The sequence below is a fragment of the Bradyrhizobium sp. LTSP849 genome, assembly GCF_000938255.1.
Taxonomy (GTDB): domain Bacteria; phylum Pseudomonadota; class Alphaproteobacteria; order Rhizobiales; family Xanthobacteraceae; genus Bradyrhizobium.
Window position 1 is genome coordinate 312,309 of record NZ_JYMR01000005.1, and the last position, 25,635, is coordinate 337,943.

At 62.6% G+C, this 25,635-nt stretch carries 20 protein-coding genes and 1 pseudogene; 9 read left to right on the forward strand and 12 right to left on the reverse strand.

Translation table 11 applies throughout. The annotated features are described in order from the left end of the window. The first annotated feature begins 10 nt into the window (after window positions 1–10). The 6 genes from shc (at window position 11) to UB31_RS05885 (ending at window position 7,907) form a co-directional block, all read left to right on the forward strand. On the forward strand, window positions 11–1,978 hold the full coding sequence (gene shc, locus UB31_RS05860) for a squalene--hopene cyclase (protein WP_045010161.1): 1,968 nt from the start codon (window positions 11–13) through the stop codon (window positions 1,976–1,978). Continuing rightward, window positions 1,975–2,724, forward strand: a complete 750-nt coding sequence (locus tag UB31_RS05865) for a phosphorylase (RefSeq protein ID WP_045010162.1) — start codon at window positions 1,975–1,977, stop codon at window positions 2,722–2,724. The genes shc and UB31_RS05865 overlap by 4 nt, the downstream gene beginning before the upstream one ends. 201 nt (window positions 2,725–2,925) lie before the next feature. Continuing rightward, window positions 2,926–4,608 carry a methyl-accepting chemotaxis protein gene (locus tag UB31_RS05870; protein ID WP_045010163.1) on the forward strand — a complete coding sequence of 561 codons (1,683 nt, stop codon included), beginning with the start codon at window positions 2,926–2,928 and terminating at the stop codon, window positions 4,606–4,608. A 164-nt stretch (window positions 4,609–4,772) separates the two neighbouring features. Then, a complete protein-coding gene (locus UB31_RS05875) occupies window positions 4,773–5,846 on the forward strand; it encodes a type III polyketide synthase (RefSeq protein ID WP_045010193.1) in 1,074 nt (357 codons plus the stop codon). Beyond that, window positions 5,843–6,361 (forward strand): isoprenylcysteine carboxyl methyltransferase family protein, encoded by a 519-nt coding sequence (locus tag UB31_RS05880; protein WP_045010164.1) that lies wholly within the window; start codon window positions 5,843–5,845, stop codon window positions 6,359–6,361. Before UB31_RS05875 ends, UB31_RS05880 begins: the two co-directional genes overlap by 4 nt. Continuing rightward, on the forward strand, window positions 6,351–7,907 hold the full coding sequence (locus UB31_RS05885) for a DHA2 family efflux MFS transporter permease subunit (protein ID WP_045010165.1): 1,557 nt from the start codon (window positions 6,351–6,353) through the stop codon (window positions 7,905–7,907). The genes UB31_RS05880 and UB31_RS05885 overlap by 11 nt, the downstream gene beginning before the upstream one ends. A 9-nt stretch (window positions 7,908–7,916) precedes the next feature. Here the strand turns inward: UB31_RS05885 and UB31_RS42470 are convergent. The 6 genes and pseudogenes from UB31_RS42470 to ispH all read right to left on the reverse strand — a co-directional run. Then, window positions 7,917–8,141: pseudogene (locus UB31_RS42470) on the reverse strand (hypothetical protein); the annotation flags it as partial. 62 nt (window positions 8,142–8,203) lie between these two features. Further along, window positions 8,204–9,745, reverse strand: coding sequence for a DHA2 family efflux MFS transporter permease subunit (locus UB31_RS05890; RefSeq protein WP_045010166.1), 1,542 nt, complete (start codon window positions 9,743–9,745; stop codon window positions 8,204–8,206). Further along, on the reverse strand, window positions 9,738–11,045 hold the full coding sequence (locus UB31_RS05895) for an HlyD family secretion protein (RefSeq protein ID WP_082078414.1): 1,308 nt from the start codon (window positions 11,043–11,045) through the stop codon (window positions 9,738–9,740). The genes UB31_RS05890 and UB31_RS05895 overlap by 8 nt, the downstream gene beginning before the upstream one ends. After that, complete coding sequence (locus UB31_RS05900) at window positions 11,024–11,506, reverse strand: MarR family winged helix-turn-helix transcriptional regulator (protein WP_045006525.1); 483 nt, start codon at window positions 11,504–11,506, stop codon at window positions 11,024–11,026. The genes UB31_RS05895 and UB31_RS05900 overlap by 22 nt, the downstream gene beginning before the upstream one ends. 520 nt (window positions 11,507–12,026) lie before the next feature. Continuing rightward, window positions 12,027–13,187, reverse strand: a complete 1,161-nt coding sequence (gene hpnH, locus UB31_RS05905; protein WP_045006524.1) for an adenosyl-hopene transferase HpnH — start codon at window positions 13,185–13,187, stop codon at window positions 12,027–12,029. A 36-nt stretch (window positions 13,188–13,223) separates the two neighbouring features. After that, a complete protein-coding gene (gene ispH / locus UB31_RS05910; protein ID WP_045006523.1) occupies window positions 13,224–14,150 on the reverse strand; it encodes a 4-hydroxy-3-methylbut-2-enyl diphosphate reductase in 927 nt (308 codons plus the stop codon). 461 nt (window positions 14,151–14,611) lie between these two features. Between ispH and hpnN the strand changes: the two genes are divergently transcribed. Further along, a complete protein-coding gene (gene hpnN / locus UB31_RS05915; RefSeq protein WP_045006522.1) occupies window positions 14,612–17,200 on the forward strand; it encodes a hopanoid transporter HpnN in 2,589 nt (862 codons plus the stop codon). Here hpnN and UB31_RS05920 read toward each other — a convergent pair. After that, on the reverse strand, window positions 17,168–17,800 hold the full coding sequence (locus UB31_RS05920; RefSeq protein ID WP_045010167.1) for a DUF2147 domain-containing protein: 633 nt from the start codon (window positions 17,798–17,800) through the stop codon (window positions 17,168–17,170). The genes hpnN and UB31_RS05920 overlap by 33 nt on opposite strands. A gap of 142 nt (window positions 17,801–17,942) precedes the next feature. On the opposite strand from UB31_RS05920, the gene hpnO reads away from it, so the two are divergent. Continuing rightward, window positions 17,943–19,334, forward strand: coding sequence for an aminobacteriohopanetriol synthase HpnO (gene hpnO / locus UB31_RS05925; protein ID WP_045006520.1), 1,392 nt, complete (start codon window positions 17,943–17,945; stop codon window positions 19,332–19,334). Between the two features lie 181 nt (window positions 19,335–19,515). On the opposite strand, the gene UB31_RS05930 is transcribed toward hpnO, so the two are convergent. The 5 genes from UB31_RS05930 to UB31_RS05950 all read right to left on the reverse strand — a co-directional run bounded on the left by UB31_RS05930 (window position 19,516) and on the right by UB31_RS05950 (window position 24,227). Then, window positions 19,516–20,280 (reverse strand): anti-sigma factor family protein, encoded by a 765-nt coding sequence (locus UB31_RS05930; protein ID WP_045010168.1) that lies wholly within the window; start codon window positions 20,278–20,280, stop codon window positions 19,516–19,518. Next, window positions 20,277–20,825 carry a sigma-70 family RNA polymerase sigma factor gene (locus UB31_RS05935; RefSeq protein WP_045006518.1) on the reverse strand — a complete coding sequence of 183 codons (549 nt, stop codon included), beginning with the start codon at window positions 20,823–20,825 and terminating at the stop codon, window positions 20,277–20,279. The genes UB31_RS05930 and UB31_RS05935 overlap by 4 nt, the downstream gene beginning before the upstream one ends. Window positions 20,826–20,976: 151 nt before the next feature. After that, window positions 20,977–21,315 (reverse strand): cupredoxin domain-containing protein, encoded by a 339-nt coding sequence (locus tag UB31_RS05940; protein WP_045006517.1) that lies wholly within the window; start codon window positions 21,313–21,315, stop codon window positions 20,977–20,979. A gap of 13 nt (window positions 21,316–21,328) precedes the next feature. Beyond that, window positions 21,329–22,273, reverse strand: a complete 945-nt coding sequence (locus tag UB31_RS05945) for a metallophosphoesterase family protein (protein ID WP_045006516.1) — start codon at window positions 22,271–22,273, stop codon at window positions 21,329–21,331. 325 nt (window positions 22,274–22,598) lie between these two features. Further along, window positions 22,599–24,227 carry a GMC family oxidoreductase gene (locus UB31_RS05950; protein WP_045010169.1) on the reverse strand — a complete coding sequence of 543 codons (1,629 nt, stop codon included), beginning with the start codon at window positions 24,225–24,227 and terminating at the stop codon, window positions 22,599–22,601. A 175-nt stretch (window positions 24,228–24,402) separates the two neighbouring features. Between UB31_RS05950 and UB31_RS05955 the strand changes: the two genes are divergently transcribed. Further along, on the forward strand, window positions 24,403–25,575 hold the full coding sequence (locus tag UB31_RS05955; RefSeq protein ID WP_045010170.1) for a M20 aminoacylase family protein: 1,173 nt from the start codon (window positions 24,403–24,405) through the stop codon (window positions 25,573–25,575). Window positions 25,576–25,635 lie beyond the last annotated feature (60 nt).

Here is a 25,635-nt window from a genome sequence, read left to right on the forward strand (position 1 = left end):
ATCGAGCCAGATGGATTCCGTGAACGCGACCGCCCGCGAAGCTTTGGAATCGAAGGTCCTGGAATCGAGCATTGCGTCGGCCACGCAAGGCGTCATCGGCATCCAGCAATCCGATGGCCATTGGGTGTTCGAGCTCGAGGCCGATAGCACGATCCCGGCCGAATACGTCCTGCTGCGCCACTATCTGGCCGAGCCGGTCGATGCCGTGCTCGAAGCCAAGATCGCAAATTATCTTCGCCGCGTTCAAGGCGCCCATGGCGGCTGGCCGCTGGTGCATGATGGCGCGTTCGACATGAGCGCCAGCGTGAAGGCCTATTTCGCGCTCAAGATGATCGGCGATTCCACGGACGCTGCGCACATGGTGCGCGCGCGTGAAGCAATTCACGCTCGCGGAGGCGCCGTTCACAGCAATGTCTTCACGCGCTTTCTGCTGGCCATGTTCGGCGTCGTGACTTGGCGTGCGGTGCCGGTGCTGCCGATCGAAATCATGCTGCTGCCGTTCTGGTTTCCGTTCCACATCAACAAGATCTCCTATTGGGCGCGCACCACCATGGTGCCGCTGATGGTGCTTGCTGCGCTGAAGCCGCGCGCGAAGAATCCGAAAGGCGTCGGCGTCGACGAATTGTTCCTCCAGGATCCGCGTTCGATCGGCATGACCGCGAAGGCGCCGCACCAGAGCCAGGCCTGGTTTACGCTGTTCAGCGCGCTCGACAGCATCTTGCGCGTGGTCGAGCCGATGTTTCCCAAGAGCCTGCGCCAGCGCGCCATCGATGCCGCGCTGGCATTCACCGAGGAGCGGCTCAACGGCGAGGACGGCATGGGCGCGATCTATCCGCCGATGGCCAACATCGTCATGATGTACGACGCGCTCGGCAAGGACGAGAATTTCCCGCCGCGCGCGGTCACGCGCCGGGGCATCGACAAGCTCCTGGTGATCGGCGACGACGAGGCCTATTGCCAGCCCTGCGTCTCGCCGATCTGGGACACGACGCTGACCGCCCACGCATTGCTTGAAGCCGGCGGCGACAAGGCGGTGCCTGCCGCCAAGCAGGGCCTCGACTGGCTGATCCCGAAGCAGGAGCTGGAGGTCAAGGGCGACTGGGCGGTGAAGCGGCCCGACGTGCGTCCGGGCGGCTGGGCCTTCCAGTACAACAATGCGCATTATCCCGATCTCGACGACACCGCGGTGGTGGTGATGTCGATGGACCGCATGCGCCGGGAGCACGGCACTGCCGGCTATGACGCGGCGATCGACCGTGCCCGGGAGTGGATCGAGGGCATGCAGAGCGCCGACGGCGGCTGGGCGGCCTTCGACGTCGACAATTTCGAATACTATCTGAACAACATCCCGTTCTCCGACCACGCTGCGCTGCTCGACCCGCCGACCGAGGACGTCACCGCGCGCTGCATTTCGATGCTGGCCCAGCTCGGCGAGACCGAGAAGACCAGCAAGCACGTCGCCGACGGGGTCGCCTATCTCAGGAAGACCCAGCACCCGGAGGGCTCCTGGTACGGCCGCTGGGGCATGAATTTCATCTACGGAACCTGGTCGGTGCTCTGCGCCGTCAATATGGCTGGAGTTCCCCACACCGATCCGATGATGCGCAAGGCGGCCGGCTGGCTGGTCTCGATCCAGAACAAGGACGGCGGCTGGGGCGAGGACGCGGTCAGTTACCGCCTGGACTACAGGGGTTGGGAGGCTGCCCCCTCGACCGCCTCGCAAACGGCATGGGCCTTGCTTGCCCTGATGGCGGTCGGCGAGGTTGAACACCCGGCCGTCGCCCGCGGGGTGGAGTACCTGATTGCAACACAGAACGAAAAAGGACTGTGGGACGAGCAGCGCTATACCGCCACAGGCTTTCCCCGCGTATTCTATCTACGGTACCATGGTTATCCGAAGTTCTTTCCGCTGTGGGCGCTGGCGCGGTATCGGAACTTGCGGAACACCAACAGCAGGGTGGTAGGGGTCGGGATGTGACTTTGGGGACGGGGGACTATGTTGCCGCGGGTCAGGCCGTTGACCCGCGGCCGATATTGATCGTGACCGGTCTGGTTCAGGAGGCCCGCATTGCGGCCGGGCCCGGAATGGCGGTCATTTGCTCGTCGAGCAGCCCGACCCAGTTGCGGGCACTGCTGACGGTGGTTGATCCCCAGACGATTCGCGGCGTCATCTCGTTCGGCGTGGCCGGCGGGCTCGACCCGACGCTGCGCTCCGGCGATGTCGTGGTGGCAACCGAGGTGCTCGCGGGCGATACCCGCTGGGCGGCCGGCCTGTCGCTCGGCCACGACCTCATCGACAAGCTGACCTCCGGCCGCCGCCGCGTGGTGCGCGGCAGTCTCGCCGGCGCCGAGGAAGTGGTCACGGGCAGCTCCTCCAAGGCGGCTCTGCATTCGGAGACCGGCGCGTCTGCCGTCGACATGGAAAGCCACATCGCGGCCGCCTACGCCGCCGAGGCCGGCTTGCCGTTCGCCGCGGTCCGCGTCATCAGCGACCCCGCCCATCGCGCGCTGCCCGCGCTCGCCCGCGCCGCGATCAAGCCCAACGGCCAGATCGACCTCGCCGCCGTGCTGCGCGGTATCGTGCGCAATCCGACAGCGCTGCACGGGCTGGTCTCGACCGGCATCGACTTCAACCGCGCGCTGCGCAGCTTGCGGGGCTGCCGCGACTTCCTGATCGGTACTGAGCTTGCCGACAGCGAGGCGCTGGTGTCTGAGACGGTCTGAGCAGGATTTTCGATCTGACGAAAGACAAAGGCCCGGTCGCCATAAGCGATCGGGCCTTTGTCTTTTGGTGTGTGTAGCCCGGGAGGCCGAGACCCCGGCAGGATGCTGGTTAAGGAAAGATTGAAACTTCGCAGCTAGAGTTGAGATGACGACGTCTCGACGAAGCATGCCCTTCCCGCAGCCATCCACGCCAGAACATTCATGCCGCATCTTGTCGACATATCGATTCGTGTCCGGACTTTCATCGCTTTTGGATTGGTCCTGCTCGTTACGATCGGGCTCGGCTCCTTTGCGCTCGTTCAAATCGCGGCCGTCGACCGGGCGGCAAACGACCTCGGCGGCAAGGCAATGCCCGCGCTGTTCCAGAGCAGCGAGATGCTCAATGCGGTCGTCAATTTTCGCCGGGAGGAAGCCAATCGTCTTCTGAGCGTGACGCCTGAGGATGGGCGATACCGCGAAGGGCTGATGGACAAATACGCGGCGAAAGCCGTCGACATCAGGAAGACCTATCAACCCAATGCTGCCGAGGAAAAAACGGCGATCGCCCAGTTCGATTCGACCTGGCCGGAATTCCAGAAATCCACAGTCTCGGTCGTGGATGCGCTCAAAGCCGGGGACAACGCCGCGGCTCGCAAATACTACGTCGGTGACAACAGAAACCAGTTTGACGCGCTCAACCTGACGCTTGCGAAGATCGTCGAGCTGAACGAGCGGGCGGGGCGCCAATCCTATGATCTGGTCAATGCCGCGACGGATCGGGCGCGCCTCGGCGTCATCGTCGCCCTGGTCGTCGCGACCTGCATCGCGCTTGCCGCCGGCATGGTCACGGTCCTGACCACGGCATCGCCGATCCGGCGGTTGACCGGCGTGATGGCGCAGTTGAGCGGCAACGATCTGCACGTGACAATTCCTGATGCGAACCGACGCGACGAAATCGGCGCGATGGCGCGCGCCGTCGAGATCTTCAAGACCGGTCTCATCGAAGCCGACAGGCTGGCCGCGGTTCAAAAGGCCGACGAAGCGGAAAAGGCCCGCAGGGTCGGCATGATCGATGCCCTGGTCTCCGACTTCGACGCGCGGTCGTCCGACGCGCTGTCGAGTTTTGGAGCGGCGGCATCGCAGCTCGACTCGACGGCCCAGAGCATGTCGGCACTCGCAATGGAGTCGACCCAGCAGACCAACATTGCTGCCACGGCAGCGGCCGCGACGACGACCAACGTCCAAAGCGTGGAATCGGCTGCCGAAGCGATGGCGACCAGCATTGCCGATATCAATAGCCAGGTTGGATACGCCAAGGAGATTGCGGACCGCGCGTCTGACGACATCCGGCGAACCAGCACGACCGTTGTCGGCCTGACCGAGGCCACCCAAAAGATCGGGGAGATCGTCACGCTGATCCAGGCGATTGCCGCCCAGACCAATCTGCTGGCGTTGAACGCCACGATCGAAGCGGCTCGGGCCGGCGAGGTCGGCAAGGGATTTGCCGTCGTGGCAGCGGAAGTGAAAGGGCTGGCCACCCAAACGGCGAAGGCGACGGACGAGATCGCGACACAGATCGCCGCGGTTCAGAAGGTCTCCGGCGAAACGTCGTCGGCCATCCAGGGAATCGGCACGACCATCGAGGAGCTCAACGCGATCTCGACCCGCATTGCCGGCGCCATGGAACAGCAGGGCGCCTCGACCCACGAAATCAGCCGCAACGTCAAGCAAGCGGCTGCCGGTACCCGGGAGATGGCCGACACCATGGTCCACGTGACCCGTGCTGCCGGCGAATCCGGTACGGCGTCCGCCCAGGTGTTGCAGGCGGCATCAGATCTCTCGCTTCGGTCCAAATCCCTGCAGTCGCAAGTCGCAACCTTTTTGACAGCGATCAAGACCGCCTGATTGCGGTTCGGCAGCATCACCGCAATCTGGAATGGGCCATGCCATTCGGCGGCCGTGTCGAATTACGGAATTGCGGTGACTATTCAAGTTTAAGTGACGTGTCCGGCCAGATCATTTCTTACAAGCGTCGAAATATTTGCACAGCGCCGATGTTTCTCATGCTGATGACAGAAACAATCGGATCCCCGATACCCCCGGCTGCACTGGTCTCCTTGGCGACGTCGGTGCCTCCCCACGTGTTTTTACAAGAGGACGTGCTGACGGCGGCATGGGATGTCTTCGGCGCCCGCTTTCCCGAATTCGAACGGTTCTCAACCATCTTTTCGAATACCGGAATCGTCAAGCGTCACGGCGTCAAGCCGTTCGACTGGTATCTCGAACGACGAGGCTGGCCGGAACGCACCGAGGCCTTTCTCGAAGGAGCTGAAGCGCTATTTATCGATGTCGCCGAGAAGGCGCTGGCGAGCGCGCAACTTGCCGGCGTCGATGTCGACGCTGTCGTGACCGTCTCTTCCACGGGAATCGCGACACCAAGTATCGAGGCGCGCGTCGCCCGCCGGATGGGCTTCCGGTCCGACGCGATGCGTGTACCGGTGTTTGGTCTTGGCTGTGCGGGCGGGGTTTCGGGTTTATCGATTGCATCGCGCCTCGCCCAAGCGCGGCCTGGCACCAACGTGCTGCTGGTCACGATCGAGCTTTGCTCACTCGCGCTTCGCCTGGACGAACTTACCAAGGCCAACATCGTTGCCGTCAGCCTGTTCGGCGACGGCGCTGCTGCAATCGTGTTGCGCGCGGGCGATGGCGGCTCGACGCAGATCGAGGCTACCGGCGAACATCTTTGGCCGGATACGCTTGGCATCATGGGATGGAGTGTCGACCCGGAAGGATTCGGCGTCATCTTTCGCCGCACCATACCTGATTTCGTCACGAGGCATCTCAACTCCGCCGTGACGGAAATTCTCTCCAGAATGCGCCTTTCGATGGAAGACATTGACCGGTTCATCTGCCATCCCGGCGGCACGAAGGTTGTCAGTGCATTGGAAAGCGCGCTCGCGCTCGACCAAGGCACGCTTTCCCATGAACGGCAGATTATCGCCGACTTTGGCAACATGTCGTCACCCACTGTGTTGTTCGTGCTCGAGCAGGCCCTCGCGAAGGGGTTGCCGGTGCGGTCGCTGTTGACGGCGCTCGGACCCGGCTTCACCGCGAGCTGCGTCGCGCTACGGCACACTGCGTGACGTTTGCTGAACTCATTCTCGGCGCCATCACGCTGCAGCGCGTCGGCGAACTCGTCATTTCGCGCGCCAACACTCGAAAGCTCCTGGCCAGGGGCGCCGTTGAGGTGGCACCCCGGCATTATCCGTTGATCATCACGGTTCACGCAGCCTGGCTGTTGTCGCTGTGGGTGTTTGGACGCGATCAACCGGTGAATGTCGCTGCCCTGGCCGGCTACCTTATCCTTCAGTGCCTTCGCTTCTGGGTCATCTGGACGCTCGGCTCACGATGGACGACGCGGATTATTGTTCTGCCCGAACAAGCGCTCGTGTCAGCGGGACCCTATCGATTTCTGTCGCATCCCAACTATGCGGTGGTTGCCGGCGAGATCGCCGTGCTCCCTTTGGTTCTCAGTCTTCCGCTGCTGGCCGTCCTCTTCAGCATCCTCAACGCTACGGTTCTCGCGATCCGCATCCGGGCAGAAAACCGCGCTCTCGCCGCATCCCGTAAGACATTGCGCGTGGCGCATGGTCATTGAACGGGTTACCGAGCCCAGTGCGGCGACGTGGCTTGGCTTCGTCCTGATGTGCCTGGGCATGTTCATGGCGATCCTCGACATTCAGGTCGTCGCCACTTCCCTACCCACGATCCAGAGTACACTCGCCATATCGCGAGAGGCGATGAGCTGGATTCAAACCGCGTATTTGATCGCCGAGATCATCGCCATTCCACTGACCGGGTGGCTTACGCGCGCGCTGACGCTGCGATGGCTGTTCGTTACTGCGATCAGCCTCTTTACCCTGGCCTCCATCGGTTGCGCGTTCAGCGGCAGTTTCACGACGCTTGTCGGCTTCCGCGTGCTTCAGGGATTTGCTGGCGGCGTGCTGATTCCGGCGGTTTTCTCCGCTGTCTTCCTGCTGTTTCCGATCCGTTTGCATCCCGTTGCGACCACCATGGCCGGCATCATGGCCGTGCTGGCGCCCACGGTCGGGCCGGTGGTCGGTGGCTGGATCACCGACACGTGGTCCTGGCATTGGCTGTTTCTGATCAATGTCGCCCCCGGTGCGATCGCCGCACTCGCCACGCCAATGCTGCTCCCGCGCGAACGACCGCGGTTTTCCAATCTGGTCACACTCGACGTGCCTTCCCTCGCACTTCTTGCGGTTTCGCTTGCATGCCTGGAGATCGGCCTGAAGGAAGGCCCGCAACACGGGTGGCTTTCGCCATTCTGCTTTATCCCGATTGTCTTGAGTGCTGCCGCGGCAACTTTCTTCACCATCCGAACACTCAGGGCCGCGCATCCGGTGGTCGATCTGTCGACATTTGGATCTCGCTCGTTTGCGATCGGTTGCGCATTGAGCTTCTTCCTTGGAATTGGATTGTTCGGCTCGGTCTATCTCATGCCGGTCTTCCTCGCCTATGTTCGACATCATGACGCATTTGAAATCGGCACGATCATGCTCGTCACCGGCGTTTCGCAGCTTGCCACCGCGCCGATTGCGGGCCTGTTGGAAAGCAGGTTCGATCCCCGTTGGTTGTCGGCGGCGGGGTTTGGTCTGTTCGCGATCGGACTGGGTTGCAGTGCATTCGAGAGCCGTGTCGCCGACTTCCACGAAATGTTCTGGCCGCAAGTCTTGCGCGGCGTTGCGATCATGTTCTGCCTGCTGCCTCCGACACGGCTGGCGTTGGGCTCGCTGACCGCATCACGGGTACCCGACGCAAGCGGCCTGTTCAATCTGATGCGAAACGTCGGGGGCGCAATCGGTATCGCGCTGATCGATACGATCCTTTATGGGCGCACCGGCGCGCACGCCGACGCTCTGCGCGAGCGTCTGATTGCGGGCGATGTGACTGCGGCTCAGGCGATCGGGCTTGACCTGACGTTGTTTACCCATCGCCCTGCGGGGGTCTCCGATGCCACGATTGAAGCCTATCTGCGTCCCATGGTCGAAAAGGCCGCATTCGCACTCAGTGCCAACGAAGCCTGGGCGCTCCTCGCTTGCGCGGCGCTGCTCGGACTATTGCTGATTCCGTTCGCGGCCGGTTCCTCGGAAGGCACTGATGCAGGGACGGACGAGCTTTGAACAACGCCACTGCCCATGCCTGATCAGCACGTCTCGGCAAGCCGGATGTAGCCTGGTGCGATTTTCCTTCAGGCAGGCCAGAATAGTAAAGTCGCCTTGATCCATCCACTTGCGGCAGAGTCGCTCAACGTCGTGGGTGCAGGCCTTCTCATCCTGGTCGCTACCAGCGTGCTGAGCGACGCTTTCGGTCGATAGGCTCGCGAGCAATGCGAGGGCCAGGAGAATTTTATTCATTGCGTTTCCTTCCTCTCTTGCAGTCGTCTTGTTCAACGGTCGTAGAGTGCCGCAATGCAGCTTCATTCCATGACCATCGCATGGTCGTTGCTCGCCTCGGACGCAGCACGCCGCAGCAGCAGCACCAGGGGGATGGCGCCCAGTGAGAGGAGCATCATCAGTTTGAAATCGTCGATGTAGCTGATGATGGAAGCCTGATTCTGGATGACCTGATCGAGGGCAGCCCGTCCTGAGGCGGTCCACGGACTCCACGCGTGTGCCATGACGCTGTTCCTGAAGCCGGGATTAACCGCCGTGACATGGCTTCCGATGATGGCATGGTTGATTTGGCCATTCCTCGTCAGAAGATAGGAAACGACGGAGATTCCCACGCTGGAGCCGACGTTTCGCGAGAGGTTGTACAGACCGGTTGCGTCGGGCCGCTGCTCCGGGGCAAGCGTGGCAAAGGTCACGGTGGTCAGCGGGACAAAAAGAAATCCAAGACCCGCGCCCTGGATGAATCCAGTCACTGCGATCGTCCATTGCGAGACGTCGGGGGTCCAACCGGTCATGTCATACAGGGCCCATGCCGTCAGCAGCAGGCCAATCATAAGGAGTATCCTGGTGTCGATCCGCCCGATCAACCTGCCGACCACGAACATGCAGACCATGGTCCCAATACCGCGCGGGCCCATGACGAGCCCGGCCGTGACGACGGGGTATCCCATCAGCGTTTGCAGATAGGGCGTCATCAGCGCCAGCGAAGCCAGATAGGTTATGCCGACGATGAAAATGAACAGCATTCCCACCGTGAAGTTGCGATCGAGGAACAGCTTCGGATTGACGAATGAGTCGTCGGCCGTGAAGGTATGAACAAGGAAGACATAGAACGCCGATACCGCGACGACGGCCTCGATCAGGATCTCGAAGGAGGAAAACCAGTCGAGCTGCGCGCCCCGATCCAGAAAGACCTGCATCGCGGCGATAGCGATACTCAGGCTGCCAAATCCGACCCAATCGAGCCTGGCGGCTGCGCTGGTTTTGGTTTCCCGCAGGAAAAACGATATGCCAGCAAAGGCGAGAGCACCAAGCGGCACATTGATATAAAAAACCCAGCGCCAGGTGTAATGATCCGTCAGCCAGCCGCCGATGACCGGACCGAGCACCGGCCCGACCATCACGGACACGCCGAATAACGCCATCGCCGATCCCCGTTCTTCGGGGGTGTAGATGTCGAGCAGGATCGACTGAGACACTGGCACCAGCGCCGCACCGAAAAAGCCTTGTAGCAGGCGGAACGCCACGATCTGGACCAGCGACTGCGCGATGCCGCACAGCACCGACGCGATGACGAAGCCGGTGACCGCCGCCATCAGGATCCGCCGGCGCCCGAACTTGTTGACGAGAAAGCCTGATGGCGGGGTCATGATCGCGGCGGCCACAATGTAGGATGTGAGTACCCAATTGATCTGATCCGCGCTGGCCGAAACGCTCCCCTGTATGTAGGGAAGCGCGACGTTGGCGATTGTGGTATCCAACGCCTGCATGATCACGGCGAGGATCACGCAGGCCGTGATGGCGGGCCGGTTGATCGGCCGAGCCTCGACGGTCGCGGAATCAGTCATTTTCGTTTTCCGAGGACGAGGAGCTGAACAGGCCCGTGATGAAGCTGGGCAGTCCGCGCTCGTGTCCGGTATCGACGTTCAATTCCACGCTCATACCGACGCGCAATGACGGCATGTCGGGCGCATTGTTGACCCGGATGCGCATCGGAATGCGCTGGACAACCTTGACCCAATTGCCACTGGTATTTTCGGCCGGAAGCAATGAAAAGCTCGATGCCGACGCCGGGCTTATGCTTTCGACCGTGCCAACCCATCGCTTGCCAGGATAGCTATCGACGTCGACCGTCACCTTCTGTCCGGGCTTGACATAAGTCAGTTCCGTTTCCTTCGGGCTGGCTTGAATCCAGACATGATCGGTCGACACAATGTTGAATGCTGTTGCTGCGGCGGCGAGATATTGGCCAGGCTGCAACGACGGCACGTTGGTCACGATTCCGGCGAAGGGTGCTTTGACAACGGTATGGGACAGCTGGCGCGCAGCCTCGTTCCGTGCAGCCAGCGCATCCTTGTAGCGTGGATGATCCTCAATCGGCGCATCCGGATTATTGTTCAGGTTTGCGGCGATTCCGGCAAGCTGCGCTTCCAGCGAGGCGAGCTTTTGCTGCGATGCTTGCAGCGTATTGCGGGCCGCGTCAAACGTCGCCCGCGGTGTGAAGTCGTTGGTGATCAACTGTTGCTGGCGCTTGAAGTTGACATTGTTGAAATCGACGTCTGTTTTGGCCTGTTCGACCTGGCTCTGCATGTTGCGGTAGCTGGTCTGCAGCGCGACAAGATCATTCCGGGTGTTTCCGATCTGGGCTTCAGCCCGATCCAGCGCCAGCCGAAATGGCAGGTCGTCCAGCTTGAACAGCACATCGCCCTTCGCGACCTTCTGGTTGTCGTGGACGAGTACGTTGGTGACAATCCCGGAAACGTCGGTAGACAATCCGACCATGTCGGCCTGGACGTAGGCGTTGTCGGTCGACATGACAGCGCCCCCCGTCACATAGAGATAGCCGCCGACGATCAGCGCCACCGGCAACAAGGCAAACATCAGAACCCGCTTTCGGGATTTTTTCGGCGCTCCCGGAGCGGCCGACGCAGGCCGGTGGTGCGGTTCGCCGGGCGACTTGCGATCGTCCGATCGCTCTTTCGCTGCCGGCTCGGCGGCTGCGTCTGTGTCTTGAGCGTCCCTCGCCTCGGGCGGATGGCGCGTCAAACGATAGACCTTGTCCTCAGCGCCCTGTGAATCACTATGGGTGATGGCCTTTTCGCTGTCGGCACCGTGCCGTTTGGGATTTACTTCGCCGGTACTGCCCATGACTTGCTCGCTTCTGCTTTTCCTCCGAAGTCGCACGCTTCGGTGAGGTTGAGTTTCAAAACTTTGAGGGTCTCCAGCAGGCGCAAACCTTCCGACTCGGATAGACCGGTCAGCGCCTCGCGGCGGGTGATCTCGCCGAGCTTGCGTGCCTGCATCAGCTTTGGCCGGGCAGCCGGCGCAAGCCGGAGGATCCGGACCCGCCGGTCCGACGAATCCGGATGTCGCTCGATCAGCCCGCAAGCCTCTAGCTTGTCCAAAATCCGCGAAAGCGTGATCGGCTCGATGTCGAGGAGTTCTGCCAATCCGCTTTGGTTGATGCCTTCGTTCTGAGCCAGATAGGCCAGCGCCTGCCATTGCGATCGCGTCAGCCCGGATTCGCGGGAAATCTGCTCAAACCTCTTCCTGAGCAGCCGCGCGACTTCGTGCAGCAGAAAACCAAGGGTGGGGGATTCGACTTCCAAGGCTCTCAAACTCCTACGTAAGCTTATGATAAGCTTGCTTATGAATCTGATAAGCTTGCTTATGAAAAATGCAAGCGCACCCCCTCTGGAAACACGCCATCGTGAAGGGGGCAGGTCAGCGTCTGAAGGAATCGGAACAGGCGCGAAGTGCTTGCTCGGCGCGTGATCCGAGGACGAGGGAACGGAGCGCTGTGATCGGCGCTCCTCTCGACGCTTCAGCGCAGGAGAACGCTTCGCGTTGGAGGCGCAATCGTTACGGACGGCAATGGACAGGCTCGATTTTTGCCAACGCTCTTCTCTGAAAAATTCGGTCCAGTCCCGCAAGGAGGAGAGGGGCGCAGTCCGCGCATTGACTCCACGCCTCCCCGCTGCCGCTTGAGCTGGACAAACGAAAAGGCCCGGCCGCCATTGGCGACCGGGCCTTCTCTTTTGATGTTCGTAGCTCGAAATCCAAGGCCTCTAGCGCGGAAAGACTGTCCCGGATTTCGCTTGCGCTCATCCGGGCTACAGATCTTCGTGCTTACGCGGCGGTTGAAGCCTTCCGGGCGGCCTTCTCCTGAGCGGCGGCGGCCTCGTCCTTGCGGATCTCCGACAGGCGCTTCTGCACTTCGGCCGAGAAGATGTACTGCGCCGGGCGCTGCTTCGACATGTCGATCTCCGGCGCCATCGGACCCGTGGTCCTGATGCCGCGTAGCGACACCCACATCGCCTTGATCGGGTTGTTGAGCGCTGCGGTCGCCGCCGTCGGCTCGTAACCGCAATGGGCCATACAGTCCGCGCACTTCTCGTACTTGCCGGTGCCGTAGGTCTCCCAGTCCGTGGTGTCCATCAGCTCCTTGAAGGTTTTTGCGTAGCCTTCACCGAGCAGGTAGCAGGGCTTCTGCCAACCAAAAATGTTGCGTGCGGGCATGCCCCAGGGCGTGCACTCGTATTCCTGGTTGCCGGCGAGGAAGTCGAGGAACAGGCCGGAATGCATGAAGTTCCACTTCTTGCCCTTGCCCATTGCAAAGACGTCGCGGAACAGCTTCTTGGTCTTGGTGCGGTTGAGGAAGTGCGCCTGGTCCGGCGCACGCTCATAGGCATAGCCCGGCGACATCGAGACGCCGACACCGAGCTCGACGGTAAGGTCGAGGAATTTTGCGATCTCTTCGGCCGGATGGCCGTCGAAGATGGTGGCGTTGACGTTGACGGTGAAGCCGCGCGCCTTCGCCGCCTTGATCGCGGACACGGCGCGGTCGAACACGCCCTTCTGCGACACGGCCTTGTCGTGATGGTCCTTCAGGCCGTCGAGATGCACGGAGAAGAACAGATAGGGCGAGGGCTCGAACAGATCGAGCTTCTTCTCGAGCAGCAGCGCGTTGGTGCAGAGCGAGACGAACTTTTTGCGCGCCACGAGGCCGCGCACGATCTCGCCGATCTCCTTGTGGATCAGCGGCTCGCCGCCGGGAATCGCCACCATCGGCGCGCCGCACTCGTCAGCCGCGTCCCAGCACTCCTGTGCGGTCATGCGGCGGTTGAGGATCGCATCCGGATAGTCGATCTTGCCGCAGCCGACGCAGGCGAGGTTGCAGCGGAACAGCGGCTCCAGCATCAGCACGAGCGGATAGCGTTTGCGGCCAAGCATTTTCTGCTTGAGCAAATAGCCGCCGATACGCATTTCCTTGAAGAAGGGGATAGCCATTACACGTTTTCTTTCTGGGCTTGGAATTCGGGTAGGTCAGCTCGCAGCCAGTTGGGCCGGAAGCCTGAATTCGATGTTTTCCTCGCGGCCCGGGAGCACCGACACCGTCACCGGTCCGATCCGCCGCAGCGCTTCGATCACGTCATCCACCAGCACCTCGGGCGCCGAGGCGCCGGCCGTGAGGCCGACGGTTCTGGCACCTTTCAACCACTCCGGATTGAGCTCGCGGCCATCGGCGATCAAATAACTCGCGACGCCGGCCTCAGTGCCGATTTCGCGGAGCCTGTTCGAGTTCGAGCTATTGGCAGCGCCCACCACCAAGATCACGTCGACCAGCTTACTCAAGTCCCTTACCGCAGATTGGCGGTTCTGTGTCGCATAGCAGATATCCCGGATGTCGGGGCCTTGAATATCTGTAAATCTGGCCTGAAGGGCCCCGATAATGTCCCTGGTGTCGTCGACCGACAGCGTGGTCTGGGTGATATAGGCCACAGGCGTATCGACCGGCAGCGTCAGGGCCTTAACCTCGTCGACACTCTGGACCAGCAGCACGGGGCCGGGAACCTGGCCCATCGTGCCCTCGACCTCGGGATGGCCGGCATGGCCGATCAGGATCAGGGTACGGCCCTTGGTGATGTAGCGCTTCCCCTGATTGTGAACTTTCGTGACCAGGGGGCAGGTGGCGTTCAGCACCGGAAGGTCGCGCGCGGCGGCCTCTTCCTCGACGCTGCGCGCGACGCCATGGGCGCTGAAAACGGTCACTGCCTTCGGCGGAACCTCAGACAGCTCCTCGACGAAGATCGCACCCTTATTCTTCAGGCTCTCGACGACGTATTTGTTGTGCACGATCTCATGGCGCACGTAGACGGGCGGGCCGTACTTCTGGAGGGCCCGTTCTACGATCTCGATCGCCCGCACCACGCCCGCGCAAAAGCCGCGCGGCTGCGCTAGATAAACTTCCATTGGACGCCCATCACGCAAGTTGCACCAATCCGCTCAATTGTCCCTGGCGGCACCCCGATACTGGCCGATGTTGCAATATCCGCACCATTGGCTTCGCGACCGCGGTAACCGCCCACCCCATCTGGGCCCTAGCGCATGCAAGCACAGCACTTTGTGTCAAAAAATCGGCAGCAAGGAAAGGTGGAATGAACCTTGGGTTCCCTATAGAGCTAATCTCGCGGTATTATAATATGGTATTTTGTGTGCGCAAAATGGCGACGTTTGTGCTCACCCCTTCGTCACTTTCCCGCCTCAAGTCACCGGCTATACCGACCGCCCCGCAAGATTTTGCCATGGTCTCCCGGCGTTTACTTCGAACCTTGTTCCCGCGAGACGCACTCAAAACAGCAATAGGTTTCGCTCCGGAACTCCGATAAACAGCGGGCGTTTCCGGCAAGCTGTTAACACTAGAAAGAAAATACGTGCTGCAAAGCGTCGTCGTTGCCATCGTCAGGGCCTGCACCCGGTTTGCCCCCCTCGTCGTCGTTCTCGGGCTCCTGTTGGCGGTCGGGGCGGGCTATTACACGTCCCAGCACTTCGCCATCAACACCGACATCAATTCGCTGATTGCCCAGAATCTGGACTGGCGCCAGCGCGACCAGCAGTTCGACCGCGCCTTCGATCGCGATGCGACGATTCTCGCCGTCGTCGAGGCCAAGACGCCGGAGATGGCGACTGCGGCTGCGGACGCGCTCTATGCCAAGCTGAAGGACAACAAGACCGACTTCCAGTCGATGCAGCAGCTCGGCACCGGCGAGTTCTTCGAGAAGAATGGCCTGCTGTTCCTGCCGACCGAGGAAGTCGGCAAGATCACCAGCCAGTTCGAATCCGCGGCCCCCCTGATCGAGATCATGGCTGGCGATCCCTCGATCCGCGGCCTGACCGGCGCGCTGGAGACAGGACTTGCCGGCGTCAAGCGCGGGCAAGTGAAGCTCGACAACACCGAGCGGCCGTTCAACCAGATCGCCGAGACGGTCGAGACCGTGCTCAACAAGGGCAATGCGAGCTTCTCCTGGCGCGAGCTCGTCAGCGACCAGCCGCTGTCGGATTCCGACAAGCGCGCCTTCATCGAGTTCAAGCCGGTCCTCGACTACAACGCGCTGGAGCCCGGCAAGGACGCCACCGACGCGATTCGCAAGGCCGCCGCCGATCTGGATTTCCCGACCAAATACCAGGCGCGGGTACGGCTGACCGGTCCGGTCCCGATTGCCAACGAGGAATACGCCACCGTCCAGGAAGGCGCCGTCGTCAACGGCATCGGCACGGTGGTCGTCGTGCTCTTGATCCTGTGGCTTGCGCTGCACTCCTCGAAGATCATCTTCGCGGTGTTCATCAATCTCTTCGTCGGTCTCGCGCTGACAACCGCCGCCGGCCTGATGATGGTCGGCTCGTTCAACCTGCTGTCGATCGCGTTCGCCGTGCTGTTCGTGGGACTGGGCGTCGATTTCGGTATCCAGTACAGCGTCCGCTACCGCTCGGAGCGCTATAAGCACGACAATCTCTCCGGCGCGCTGGTGCTTGCCGCGAAGCGCTCCGCGGTGCCGCTGTCGCTGGCGGCGATGGCGACCGCCGCCGGCTTCCTCTGTTTCCTGCCGACCGACTACAAGGGCATCTCCGAGCTCGGCCAGATCGCGGGCGTCGGCATGCTGGTGGCGTTCATCTCCAGCATCACCATCCTGCCCGCGATGTTGAAGCTGCTGAATCCGCCCGGCGAGATGGAGCCGGTCGGCTATGCCTTCCTGGCGCCGCTCGATTACTTCCTGGAGAAGCACCGTGTGTTGGTTGTGGGCGGCACATTGCTGCTGGCGATCGCCGGCCTGCCGCTGCTCTACTTCCTGAAGTTCGACTTCAACCCGATGAACCTGCGCAACCCGAAGGCGGAATCGATCGCGACCTTCCTCGACCTGCGCAAGGATCCCAACACCGGCGCCAATGCCATCAACGTGATGACCACGTCGGAAGAGCAGGCGAAACAGGTCGAGGCCAGGCTCGAGAAGGTGCCGGAAGTGCTGCGGGTGATGTCGCTCGACAGCTTCGTGCCGGAGGATCAGCAGCCGAAGCTGAAGCTGCTCGCACAGGGCGCCAAAGTGCTGAACCCCGCGCTCAATCCGGACCAGATCGACGCGGCGCCGTCCGACCAGGAGAACGTCCAGTCGCTGCAATCCTCGGTCGACAATCTGCGCCGGACCGCCGGTGACGCCAAGGGCCCGGGCGCCGTCGCCTCGCGCCGGCTCGCGGACGCACTGGAGAAGCTCGCCAAGGCCGACGAGGCGACCCGCAACAAGGCACAGGACGTGTTCGTCACGCCGATGAAGATCGTGTTCGACCAGCTCAGGAATGCGATGCAGGCCGAGCCGGTCAGCCTGAAGTCGCTGCCGCCCGATCTCGTCAACACCTGGAAGAGCAAGGACGGCATCACCCGCGTCGAGGCGCTGCCGAAGGGCGATCCCAACGATAACGACACGCTGCGCAAGTTTGCGGCAGCGGTGCTCGCTGCCGAGCCGACCGCGATCGGCGGCCCGGTCTCGATCCTGAAATCCGGCGACACCGTGGTGAACGCGTTCATCCACGCCGGTATCTATGCGTTGCTGGTGATCGGCCTGTTGCTCTGGGTCACGTTGCGGCGGATCACCGACGTGCTGATGACTTTGGTGCCGCTTCTGGTTGCCGGCGCGGTGACGCTCGAGATATGCGTGCTGATCGGCCTGCCGCTCAACTTCGCCAACATCGTCGCGTTCCCGCTGCTGCTCGGCGTCGGCGTTGCCTTCAAGATCTACTATGTCGTGGCCTGGCGCTCGGGCAGGACAAACCTGCTTCAAACCAGCCTGACGCGCGCGATCTTTTTCAGCGCGCTGACGACGGCGACCGCGTTCGGCAGCCTGTGGCTGTCGAGCCATCCGGGCACATCCAGCATGGGCAAGCTGCTGGCGCTCTCGCTGGTGACGACGCTCGCCGCCGTGCTGCTGTTTCAGCCGGCCCTAATGGGCAAACCCCGCAATCTCAGGGAGTAGGCAGATGTCACCGACGGGGTCGGCGGCGCCTTTCTGACCGGGCTTGGCCGCGGCGGCGCTCTTCGGAGCTCCCGTCGTCGGCGCAGGTGCCACGGCGCCCGGCGTTGCTGCGGCCTTGGGCGCCGCGCCGGTGGTTTTTGGCGCACCTTTGGCCATGGCATTGGCGGGGCTCAACGGGATCGGCGGCCCGACTCGGGTCCAGGTCTCTCCCCCGCACAGGAAACCCAGCACGCAGCCCTTGATTTCGAGCTGGTCGGTGCCAACCGGCGTGATGGTCGCGCTGTACATCTGACCATCTTTTGCGTTGTAGACCTGACCTTCCCATTGCTCGGCGCCGGCCGTCTTCTTCATGTCGTTCAGGATCGCCATGCCCAGCGTTGGCCTGTTCTTTTTTGAGACATCCGGGTTGTTGTCGTCGCGCCCGCCGGTCTGCTTTTCCCAGGAAACCGCGCCCCACATGTTGCCATTGCATTGGGCGACGCGGACATTGGCGACGCCGTCGGCGACCCTCCAGTCACCAGTCGGATCGGCGGCGAGCGCGGGCGTCAGGCAGGTGTAACCACCAGCCAGTATTATTCCGGTGTAAAGGGCCAAACGCATGAGTGTTCCTTGGTCGTACAACATGGTTTAAAGCTGTGCTTGCGAAGATGGTCCGAAAAAGGGCAAAAGGCCGCACAGACCCTTTTCCGTTTGCTGACCGTTTTCAGTTGACGAAGCGGCCCTCAACCGAAGTATGTAGCGGATGAACAGTCCAAATCCAGACATGTCTCAGCTATTCGCGGACCGTCAGGCCCAGCGCAGCGCCCTGCATAATCGGTACCTGAACGAGCAGTTCGTCCGGGTTCTCAAGACCATCGGCTATGATGTCGGCTTCCAGAAGGGGCAGGGGCAGTACCTCTACGATCGCGATGATGCGCGCTATCTCGACCTTTTGTCCGGTTTTGGCGTGTTTGCGATCGGGCGCAATCATCCGGTGATGCGCGAGGCGCTGAAAAGCGTGCTCGATGCCGATCTGCCCAATCTGGTCCAGTTCGACGTCTCGGTCCTCGCCGGCGTGCTCGCCGAGCGGCTTCTGAAATATGTTCCCTATCTCGACAAGGTGTTCTTCGCCAATTCCGGCGCCGAATGCGTCGAGGCGGCGATCAAGTTCGCGCGCGGCGCCACCGGCCGCCCGGGCATCGTCTATTGCGCCCACGGCTACCATGGCCTGACCTATGGCGCGCTGTCGCTGACGGGTGATTCGAACTTCCGCACCGGCTTCGAGCCTCTGCTGCCCGGCTGTACCTCGGTCCCGTTCAACGATCTCGCCGCGCTCGAAAAAGCGCTGGCCTCGCGCGAGGTCGCGGCCTTCGTCGTCGAACCGATCCAGGGCAAGGGCGTCAACATGCCCTCCGACGAGTTCCTGCCGGGTGCGGCCGCGCTCTGCAAGAAATACGGCACGCTGTTCGTCGCCGACGAGATCCAGACCGGCATGGGCCGCACCGGCCGCTTCCTCGCGGTCGAGCACTGGAACGTCGAGCCCGACATGGTGCTGCTGTCGAAGTCGCTGTCGGGCGGCCATGTGCCGGTCGGTGCCGTGCTGACGCGCAAGAGCATCTTCGACAAGATCTTCAACCAGATGGACCGCGCAGTGGTGCACGGTTCGACCTTCTCCAAGAACGATCTGGCGATGGCCGCGGGCATTGCCACGCTCGATGTCATGGAGTCCGAGAAGCTGATCGAGTCCGCCGCCAAGCGCGGCGCCGAGCTTCGCCTTGCGCTGACGCGCATGGTGCCCGGCTACGAGCTGCTGAAGGAAGTGCGTGGCAAGGGCCTTATGATCGGCATCGAGTTCGGTCCGCCAAAATCGCTGCGGCTCCGGGCCTCCTGGAACGTGCTGGAAGCTGCCAACAAGGGTCTGTTTTGCCAGCTCATCACCGTGCCGCTGTTCAAGGACCACAAGATCCTCACGCAAGTCGCCGGCCACGGCAGCCACACCATCAAGCTGCTGCCGCCGCTCACCATCACCGAAGAAGACTGCAACTGGATCGAGCGCGCCTTCGACGACGTCATCGCCGGCAGCCACAAGGTCCCCGGTGCGATCTGGTCGCTCGGCAAGACGCTGGTGGACAACGCGGTGAGAAGGTCGGCGTAGGCGGATCGCCGTCAGCTGTCGTCCTGGCGAAAGCCAGGACCCATATCGCGTGATCTCTCAATAGAATTCAGGGCCAGTACCACGCGATAACTTCGCTTCGTGGTAATGGGTCCTGGCTTTCGCCAGGACGACCATGTGGGAGCATTGCGTTTCATCAATGTCGCGCGTCGATGTCGCGCCGCTACCCCTCCACATTCGCCTTCATCGCCGCCTCGAACTTGTCGACGAATTCGGTGAGCTCGTCGTTGCCGATATCGCTGACGGCCCAGAAGTTCAGGCCGCGCTCGCCCCAGCGGCGGCAGTTGAAGCCCTGCATGGTCTGGGTCTTGGGCGGACGATGCTCGGTGCTCGAGGTCTGCGACACGAACAGGTTGACCACGTGCTGCCGACGCTTGTAGACGACCGCGCCGATGGCGCGTGCGTCGATATAGTCGAGCCGGCCGCCGACGAGGGTAAAGCCTTGCGCGGTGAGATCGATCACCGGTGGCGCAACGTCGAGCTTGCCGTTGAACCACGGTTTGACCGTATGCTGATCGGTCGAGACCACGTCGATGAGGTGGCCGGCCTGGAGCGAGCGCAGATGGGCGGAAACGACCTCCGAGAGAATGCGTTGCTGGTCGTCCTGGCGCAGCACGACGGCGACGACTCCGGAGGCGGCGAGTGCCGAGACCGCCGAGCCCATCGCAAAGCCGCGCAGCACGGAGCGGCGGCTCGGCTGGCGCTGCGGTTGCGGCAGCGACGCTTCGATACGGGAACGCAAGCCGGCCGGCGCGGTATAGCGCAGCTTGGTATCGGCAAGCACGCGCTGCATCTCGCGTTGCGCGGCAAGCTCGGCCGCGCAGGCCGGGCAGCTTGCGATATGGGCCTCGACCTCGCGCGCATGGCCGGCATCGAGCTCGTTGTCGAGCAGCGCGTGAAGCAGGATCTTTGCTTCGTCGCAGGTCATTTCGAGTGCTCCTCTTCCGCCGTCCAGGCCGCGCGCAGCATGGCGCGGGCGCGTGCGAGGCGGGACATCACGGTACCGACGGGGGCGCCGACGGCTTCGGCAATTTCACGATAGGACAGGTTGTTGATCTCCCGCAGCACGAAGGTTTCCTTGAACGGCTCGGCGAGCGCGTCGATCAACTTGCGAATGGCGCCGGCGTCGCGGCTGCGCAGCACCTCGGTTTCCGGGCTCGCCTCGGTCTCCTGCCACATCGGCGTCTGGTCGGCCGCGCCGGGTGTGTCCTCGATTCCGGCGTGTGAATGCGCGCGCCTTGCGTATTCGGCGTTGCAAACGTTGCGCAGGATCGCGAACAGCCACGGCTTCATCGCCGGACCGCGATAGCTGTCAAAATGCTTCAACGCACGCAGATAGCATTCCTGCACCGCGTCCTCGGCATCGGAGGCGTCGCGCAGCAAATAGCGTGCGAGCGTGTAGACGTCGTCGAGATAGGGCAACGCCGCCTCACGGAAGCGCTGCGCCTTCTGAAAATCGTCGCTGACGGGCATCGCCTCTCGCTTTGCCTCTTGCTGCGTTTGGTACGTCGTCTCGTGCTTCGTCTCGTTCTTGGCTTCGTCTTTGGGCCTGACCAAAGGCACGCGAGCCCGGCCGGCGTGGGACCACCGGCCGGGCAAGACAGAGATGCCTTGGTTGGAGATGTTACTCAACCTTGATCATCCCGGTCATGTGCGGGTGCAGTGAACAAAAATACTTGTAGTCGCCCGCATTGGTGAAGGTGAACGTGAATTTGTCGTCCGTATCCAGGGTCTTGGACCTGAACTTGCCGGCCGACACCACGGTATGGGGAATGTCGTCCCGGTTGGTCCAGGTCACCGTCGTGCCGAGCTTGATCTTGAGTTCCGGCGGCTGGAAGACGAAATTGTCGATGTGTACCTCCAGGTTGTCGTCGGCACGGGCGTTTGTGACGGGCAGCAGGATGGCCGCGGCCAAAGAAAGACCGAGGTCGATACTGAAGTCGCGGCGATTGAGTGTCTTCATTGTCAGCTTCCGTTCAGCCCTGAAGCGGCGTGTCGATGATGGCGAGCCGCTGCTCGTTCTGCTTGAAGTTGACGCTGGCGACCCCGAGCATCGAGCGGAGTTTTGCGTCCTCGACCTTCATCGGTCCCGGCGAGGGGGCGGTCCCCGGCGCCGGTTGCGGGAAAGCGGTCGAGCGTGCGGTGTGGAAGGTGACGTTGCCTTCGACCTTCTGCATCACCTGGTGGATGTGGCCGTTCAGCACGGTGACCGAGCCAAAGCCCTTGACGGATTCGAGCGCGCGGCCGCCGTCCTCGGTGCCCCAGCCCCATTCCGGATAGACGGTCCAGAGCGGGATATGGGCGAACAGCACGACTGGAGTGGATTTCGACTTGCCGCGGAGATCGTCCTCGAGCCAGGCAAGCTGCTCGGCGCCGAGATTGCCGAGACCGCCGCCCTTGAGGTCGACGACGTTGACGAGGCCGATGAAATGCACGCCGCCGGCGTCGAAGGAGTACCAGCCCTGGCCCTTGGTGCCGCGACCGTAGCGCTCGCGATAGAACTTCACCTCTTCGTCGAGGAAATCATGCTCGCCAGGCACGTAGTGCACGTCGAGCTTGCTCTGCGAGATGATGCGATCGGCATTGTCGAACTCGGCGGCCTTGGACAGATGGGTGATGTCGCCGGTGTGGATCATGAACGACGGCTTGACCGGCATTGCGTTGATCTTGTTGATGGCTTCCTCCAGCGTGCCCAGCGCATTGGGATTGGCCGGCTTGTCGAAACCGACATGGCTGTCGCTGATCTGGAGGAAGGTCATGCCGGGCGTGGCCGCGGTCGCGGCTTGCGCGGAATCGATGATGCCGAGCGAGCGCGGCACGCCGCCCGTGACGGTCCAGAGCACCCCGGTGCCGGCCCAGGTCATGCATTCCAGCACCTTGCGGCGGCTGACGCCGTCTTCGCCGTGATCGTGTCCGCTCATCGCACATCTCCTTTGGCCCGGAATTGGGCCGTCTGGGAGGTGATTGGGGGAGGGGCAGGTTTATTCGCGGGAGGCGATGACGTTTTCGTGAGGAAGAATCGTAGCCCGGATGGAGCGCAGCGAAATCCGGGATCGAGCGCCCGGCCATCCCCGGATTGCGCTTCGCTCCATCCGGGCTACGTACTGCGTCCGGGGCACATAGATGAACGGGCTTCAACTCCGAAAATTCCCGGACCGCCCGGGTCCGATCGAAAATCGGTGCTGACTGATCATGAGTTGAGCGTTGATGCGTGCTGGCCTGGATGGAGCGCAGCGCGGGGCCGGGCTACGCATTCACTTTCGCATCCTCCAGGATCATCGCCGCGCCTTTCTCGGCGATCATCGCGGTCGGCGTGTTGGTGTTGCCTGACGTGATCGTCGGCATGATCGAGGCGTCGACGATGCGCAGGCCGCTGAGGCCGTAGAAGCGCAAGCGTTCGTCGACCACCGCCATCGGATCGTTCGCCGCTCCCATCTTCGCCGTGCCGACGGGATGGAAGATGGTGGTGCCGATGTCGCCGGCGGCCTTCGCGAGCGAGGCATCGTCATCGCCGACAGTGGGACCGGGCAGATATTCGCTCGGGCGATATTTTGCCAGCGCCTTCTGCTGCATCAGCCGGCGCGTGGTGCGGATGGCGTCGGCGCCGACCTGGCGGTCATCATCGGTCGAGAGGTAATTCGGCGCGATGATCGGCTTCTCGTCTGGTGTCGTTCCGCGCAGGCGCACGGTGCCGCGCGAGGTCGGCTGGAGATTGCAGGCGCTAACGGTGATCGCGGGGAAGCGATGCAGGGGATCGCCGAATTTGTCGAGCGACAGCGGCTGCACGTGGAACTGGATGTTGGCGCGCGCGCGTGTCGCATCGGAGCGGGTGAAGATGCCGAGCTGCGATGGCGCCATCGTCAAGGGACCGCGGCGGCGGAAGGCGTAATCGAGCCCCATCAGGCCACGACGGAACAGATTGTAATAGGTCTCGTTCAATGTGCGCACGCCCTCGACCCTGTAGATCGCGCGCTGCTGGAGATGGTCCTGGAGATTGCGGCCGATGCCGGGCTTGTCCATTACGATGTCGATGCCGAGCGGCGACAACCAGTCCGCTGGCCCGATTCCGGAGCGATGCAGCACCTGCACCGAGCCGATGGAGCCTGCCGAGAGGACTACCTCGCGGCTGGCGCGCGCCTCGATGATCTCGCCGTTCTGGATGAAGCGCACGCCGACGGCGCGGCCCTGCTCGATGATGAGGCGGTCGACCAGCACGTTCTTCTCGAGCCGCAGGTTGGGACGGTTCAGCGCGGGCTTGAGAAACCCGCGCGCCGACGACCAGCGCCGGCCGCGCTTCTGGTTGACGTGGAAATAGCTCGTGCCTTCGTTGTCGCCGGTGTTGAAATCCGGAATGCGCTTGATGCCCATCTCCTCGGCGGCGTCGCCGACCGCATCGAGAACGTCCCACGATAGCCGCGGCGCCTCGATGCGCCAGCCGCCGCCTGTGCCGTGATGCTCGCTCGCGCCCAGGAAGTGATCTTCGAGCCGCTTGAACAGCGGCAGCACGTCGTCATAGCCCCAGCCGGTCATGCCGAGCTGGCGCCAATGATCATAGTCGGCGGCCTGTCCGCGCATCGAGATCATGGCGTTGATCGCCGATGAGCCGCCGATCACCTTGCCGCGGGGATAGGCGAGTGCGCGGCCGTTCAGCCCCGGCTCGGCCTCGGTCTTGAACATCCAGTCCGAGCGCGGATTGCCGATCGCGAAGAGATAGCCGACGGGGATATGGAACCAGATCCAGTTGTCGTCGCCGCCGGCCTCCAGGATCAGCACCCGGTTCTTGGGATCGGCCGAGAGCCGGTTGGCGACGATGCAGCCCGCCGTGCCGGCGCCGACGACAATGTAGTCATACTCACCTTCGAGCCGTCTTGGCATTCTACTTCCACCCGGATGGTCACTTGACGTTCCGTCCTAATAGGCAGACGCGGCGGATCGGGACAAGTCCGGCCATGCCGGGCGGGCAGGGCTAGGCTCCGATCTGAGGCAGTTGGGTGGACTGGCGCTTGCATGGTAGACAGTCCTGTATTCCCAACAAAGCTTGAGATCCTCCATGCCCATCGTGAACCGCGTCGCCGACCTTCAACCCGACATCCAGGCCTGGCGACGGGACATCCACCAGCACCCCGAGCTGCTGTACGACGTCCACCGCACCGCAGCATTCGTCGCGGACCGCCTGCGCGAGTTCGGCTGCGATGAGGTCGTGACGGGCATTGGCCAGACCGGCGTGGTCGCGGTGATCAAGGGCAGCAAGCCTGCCGGGGAGGGCCTCAAGACCATCGGCCTGCGTGCCGACATGGACGCGCTGCCGATCGATGAGCAGACCAACCTGCCTTATGCCTCGAAGAATTCGGGCAAGATGCACGCCTGTGGCCATGACGGCCACACCGCGATGCTGCTCGGTGCTGCGCGTTACCTGGCCGAGACCCGCAATTTCGCCGGCGATGCGGTCGTGATCTTCCAGCCCGCCGAGGAGGGCGGCGCCGGCGGTGCGGCCATGGTCAAGGACGGCATGATGGAGCGCTTCGGCATCGAGCAGGTCTACGGCATGCACAATGGCCCCGGCATTCCGATCGGCTCGTTCGCGATCCGGCCGGGCCCGATCATGGCAGCCACCGACGAGGTCGACATCATGATCGAGGGCCTCGGCGGCCATGCCGCGCGGCCGCACAAATGCGTGGATTCCGTGCTGGTCGGCGCGCAGCTGATCACCGCGTTGCAGTCGATCGTCGCGCGCAGCATCGATCCGCTGGAATCGGCCGTGATTTCGATCTGCGAGTTCCACGCCGGCAACGCCCGCAACGTCATTCCGCAGACTGCGACGCTGAGGGGGACGATCCGCACGCTGTCGCCGGAGGTACGCAAGCTCGTCGAGAAGCGCGTGCGCGAGGTGGTGGCGGGCGTGGCGCAGATCACCGGCGCGAAGATCGACCTGCACTACAAGCGCAATTATCCGGTGGTGAACAACCACGCTGCGGAGACCGAGGTGGCGACGCGCATTGCCAAGCAGGTCGCAGGCGACGCCAATGTCCACGAGATGCCGCCGCTGATGGGCGGCGAGGACTTCGCCTATATGCTGGAAGCGCGCCCGGGCGCCTTCATCTTCTGCGGCAACGGCGACAGCGCCGGCCTGCATCACCCCGCCTACAATTTCAACGACGAGGCGATCGTCTTCGGCACGTCTTACTGGGTCAAGCTGGTCGAGGGGCAGCTCGCGGCATCGTAAGCCCTTACGGCCGAGCGCAATGAAAAAGGGCCCGTGCATCGCACGGGCCCTTTGACGTCA

Coding starts and splice junctions, on each gene's coding strand:
- UB31_RS05870 (WP_045010163.1), top strand. CDS start 2,926: ATGCCGCATCTTGTCGACATATCGATTCGTGTCCGGACTTTCATCGCT.
- UB31_RS05920 (WP_045010167.1), bottom strand. CDS start 17,800: ATGCGTTTGGCCCTTTACACCGGAATAATACTGGCTGGTGGTTACACC.
- UB31_RS05940 (WP_045006517.1), bottom strand. CDS start 21,315: ATGAAGACACTCAATCGCCGCGACTTCAGTATCGACCTCGGTCTTTCT.
- hpnH (WP_045006524.1), bottom strand. CDS start 13,187: ATGGCTATCCCCTTCTTCAAGGAAATGCGTATCGGCGGCTATTTGCTC.
- UB31_RS05875 (WP_045010193.1), top strand. CDS start 4,773: ATGACAGAAACAATCGGATCCCCGATACCCCCGGCTGCACTGGTCTCC.
- ispH (WP_045006523.1), bottom strand. CDS start 14,150: ATGGAAGTTTATCTAGCGCAGCCGCGCGGCTTTTGCGCGGGCGTGGTG.
- UB31_RS05945 (WP_045006516.1), bottom strand. CDS start 22,273: ATGAGCGGACACGATCACGGCGAAGACGGCGTCAGCCGCCGCAAGGTG.
- UB31_RS05955 (WP_045010170.1), top strand. CDS start 24,403: ATGCCCATCGTGAACCGCGTCGCCGACCTTCAACCCGACATCCAGGCC.
- hpnO (WP_045006520.1), top strand. CDS start 17,943: ATGAACAGTCCAAATCCAGACATGTCTCAGCTATTCGCGGACCGTCAG.
- UB31_RS05885 (WP_045010165.1), top strand. CDS start 6,351: ATGGTCATTGAACGGGTTACCGAGCCCAGTGCGGCGACGTGGCTTGGC.
- UB31_RS05950 (WP_045010169.1), bottom strand. CDS start 24,227: ATGCCAAGACGGCTCGAAGGTGAGTATGACTACATTGTCGTCGGCGCC.
- UB31_RS05890 (WP_045010166.1), bottom strand. CDS start 9,745: ATGACTGATTCCGCGACCGTCGAGGCTCGGCCGATCAACCGGCCCGCC.
- shc (WP_045010161.1), top strand. CDS start 11: ATGGATTCCGTGAACGCGACCGCCCGCGAAGCTTTGGAATCGAAGGTC.
- UB31_RS05930 (WP_045010168.1), bottom strand. CDS start 20,280: ATGACCTGCGACGAAGCAAAGATCCTGCTTCACGCGCTGCTCGACAAC.
- UB31_RS05935 (WP_045006518.1), bottom strand. CDS start 20,825: ATGCCCGTCAGCGACGATTTTCAGAAGGCGCAGCGCTTCCGTGAGGCG.
- UB31_RS05895 (WP_082078414.1), bottom strand. CDS start 11,045: ATGGGCAGTACCGGCGAAGTAAATCCCAAACGGCACGGTGCCGACAGC.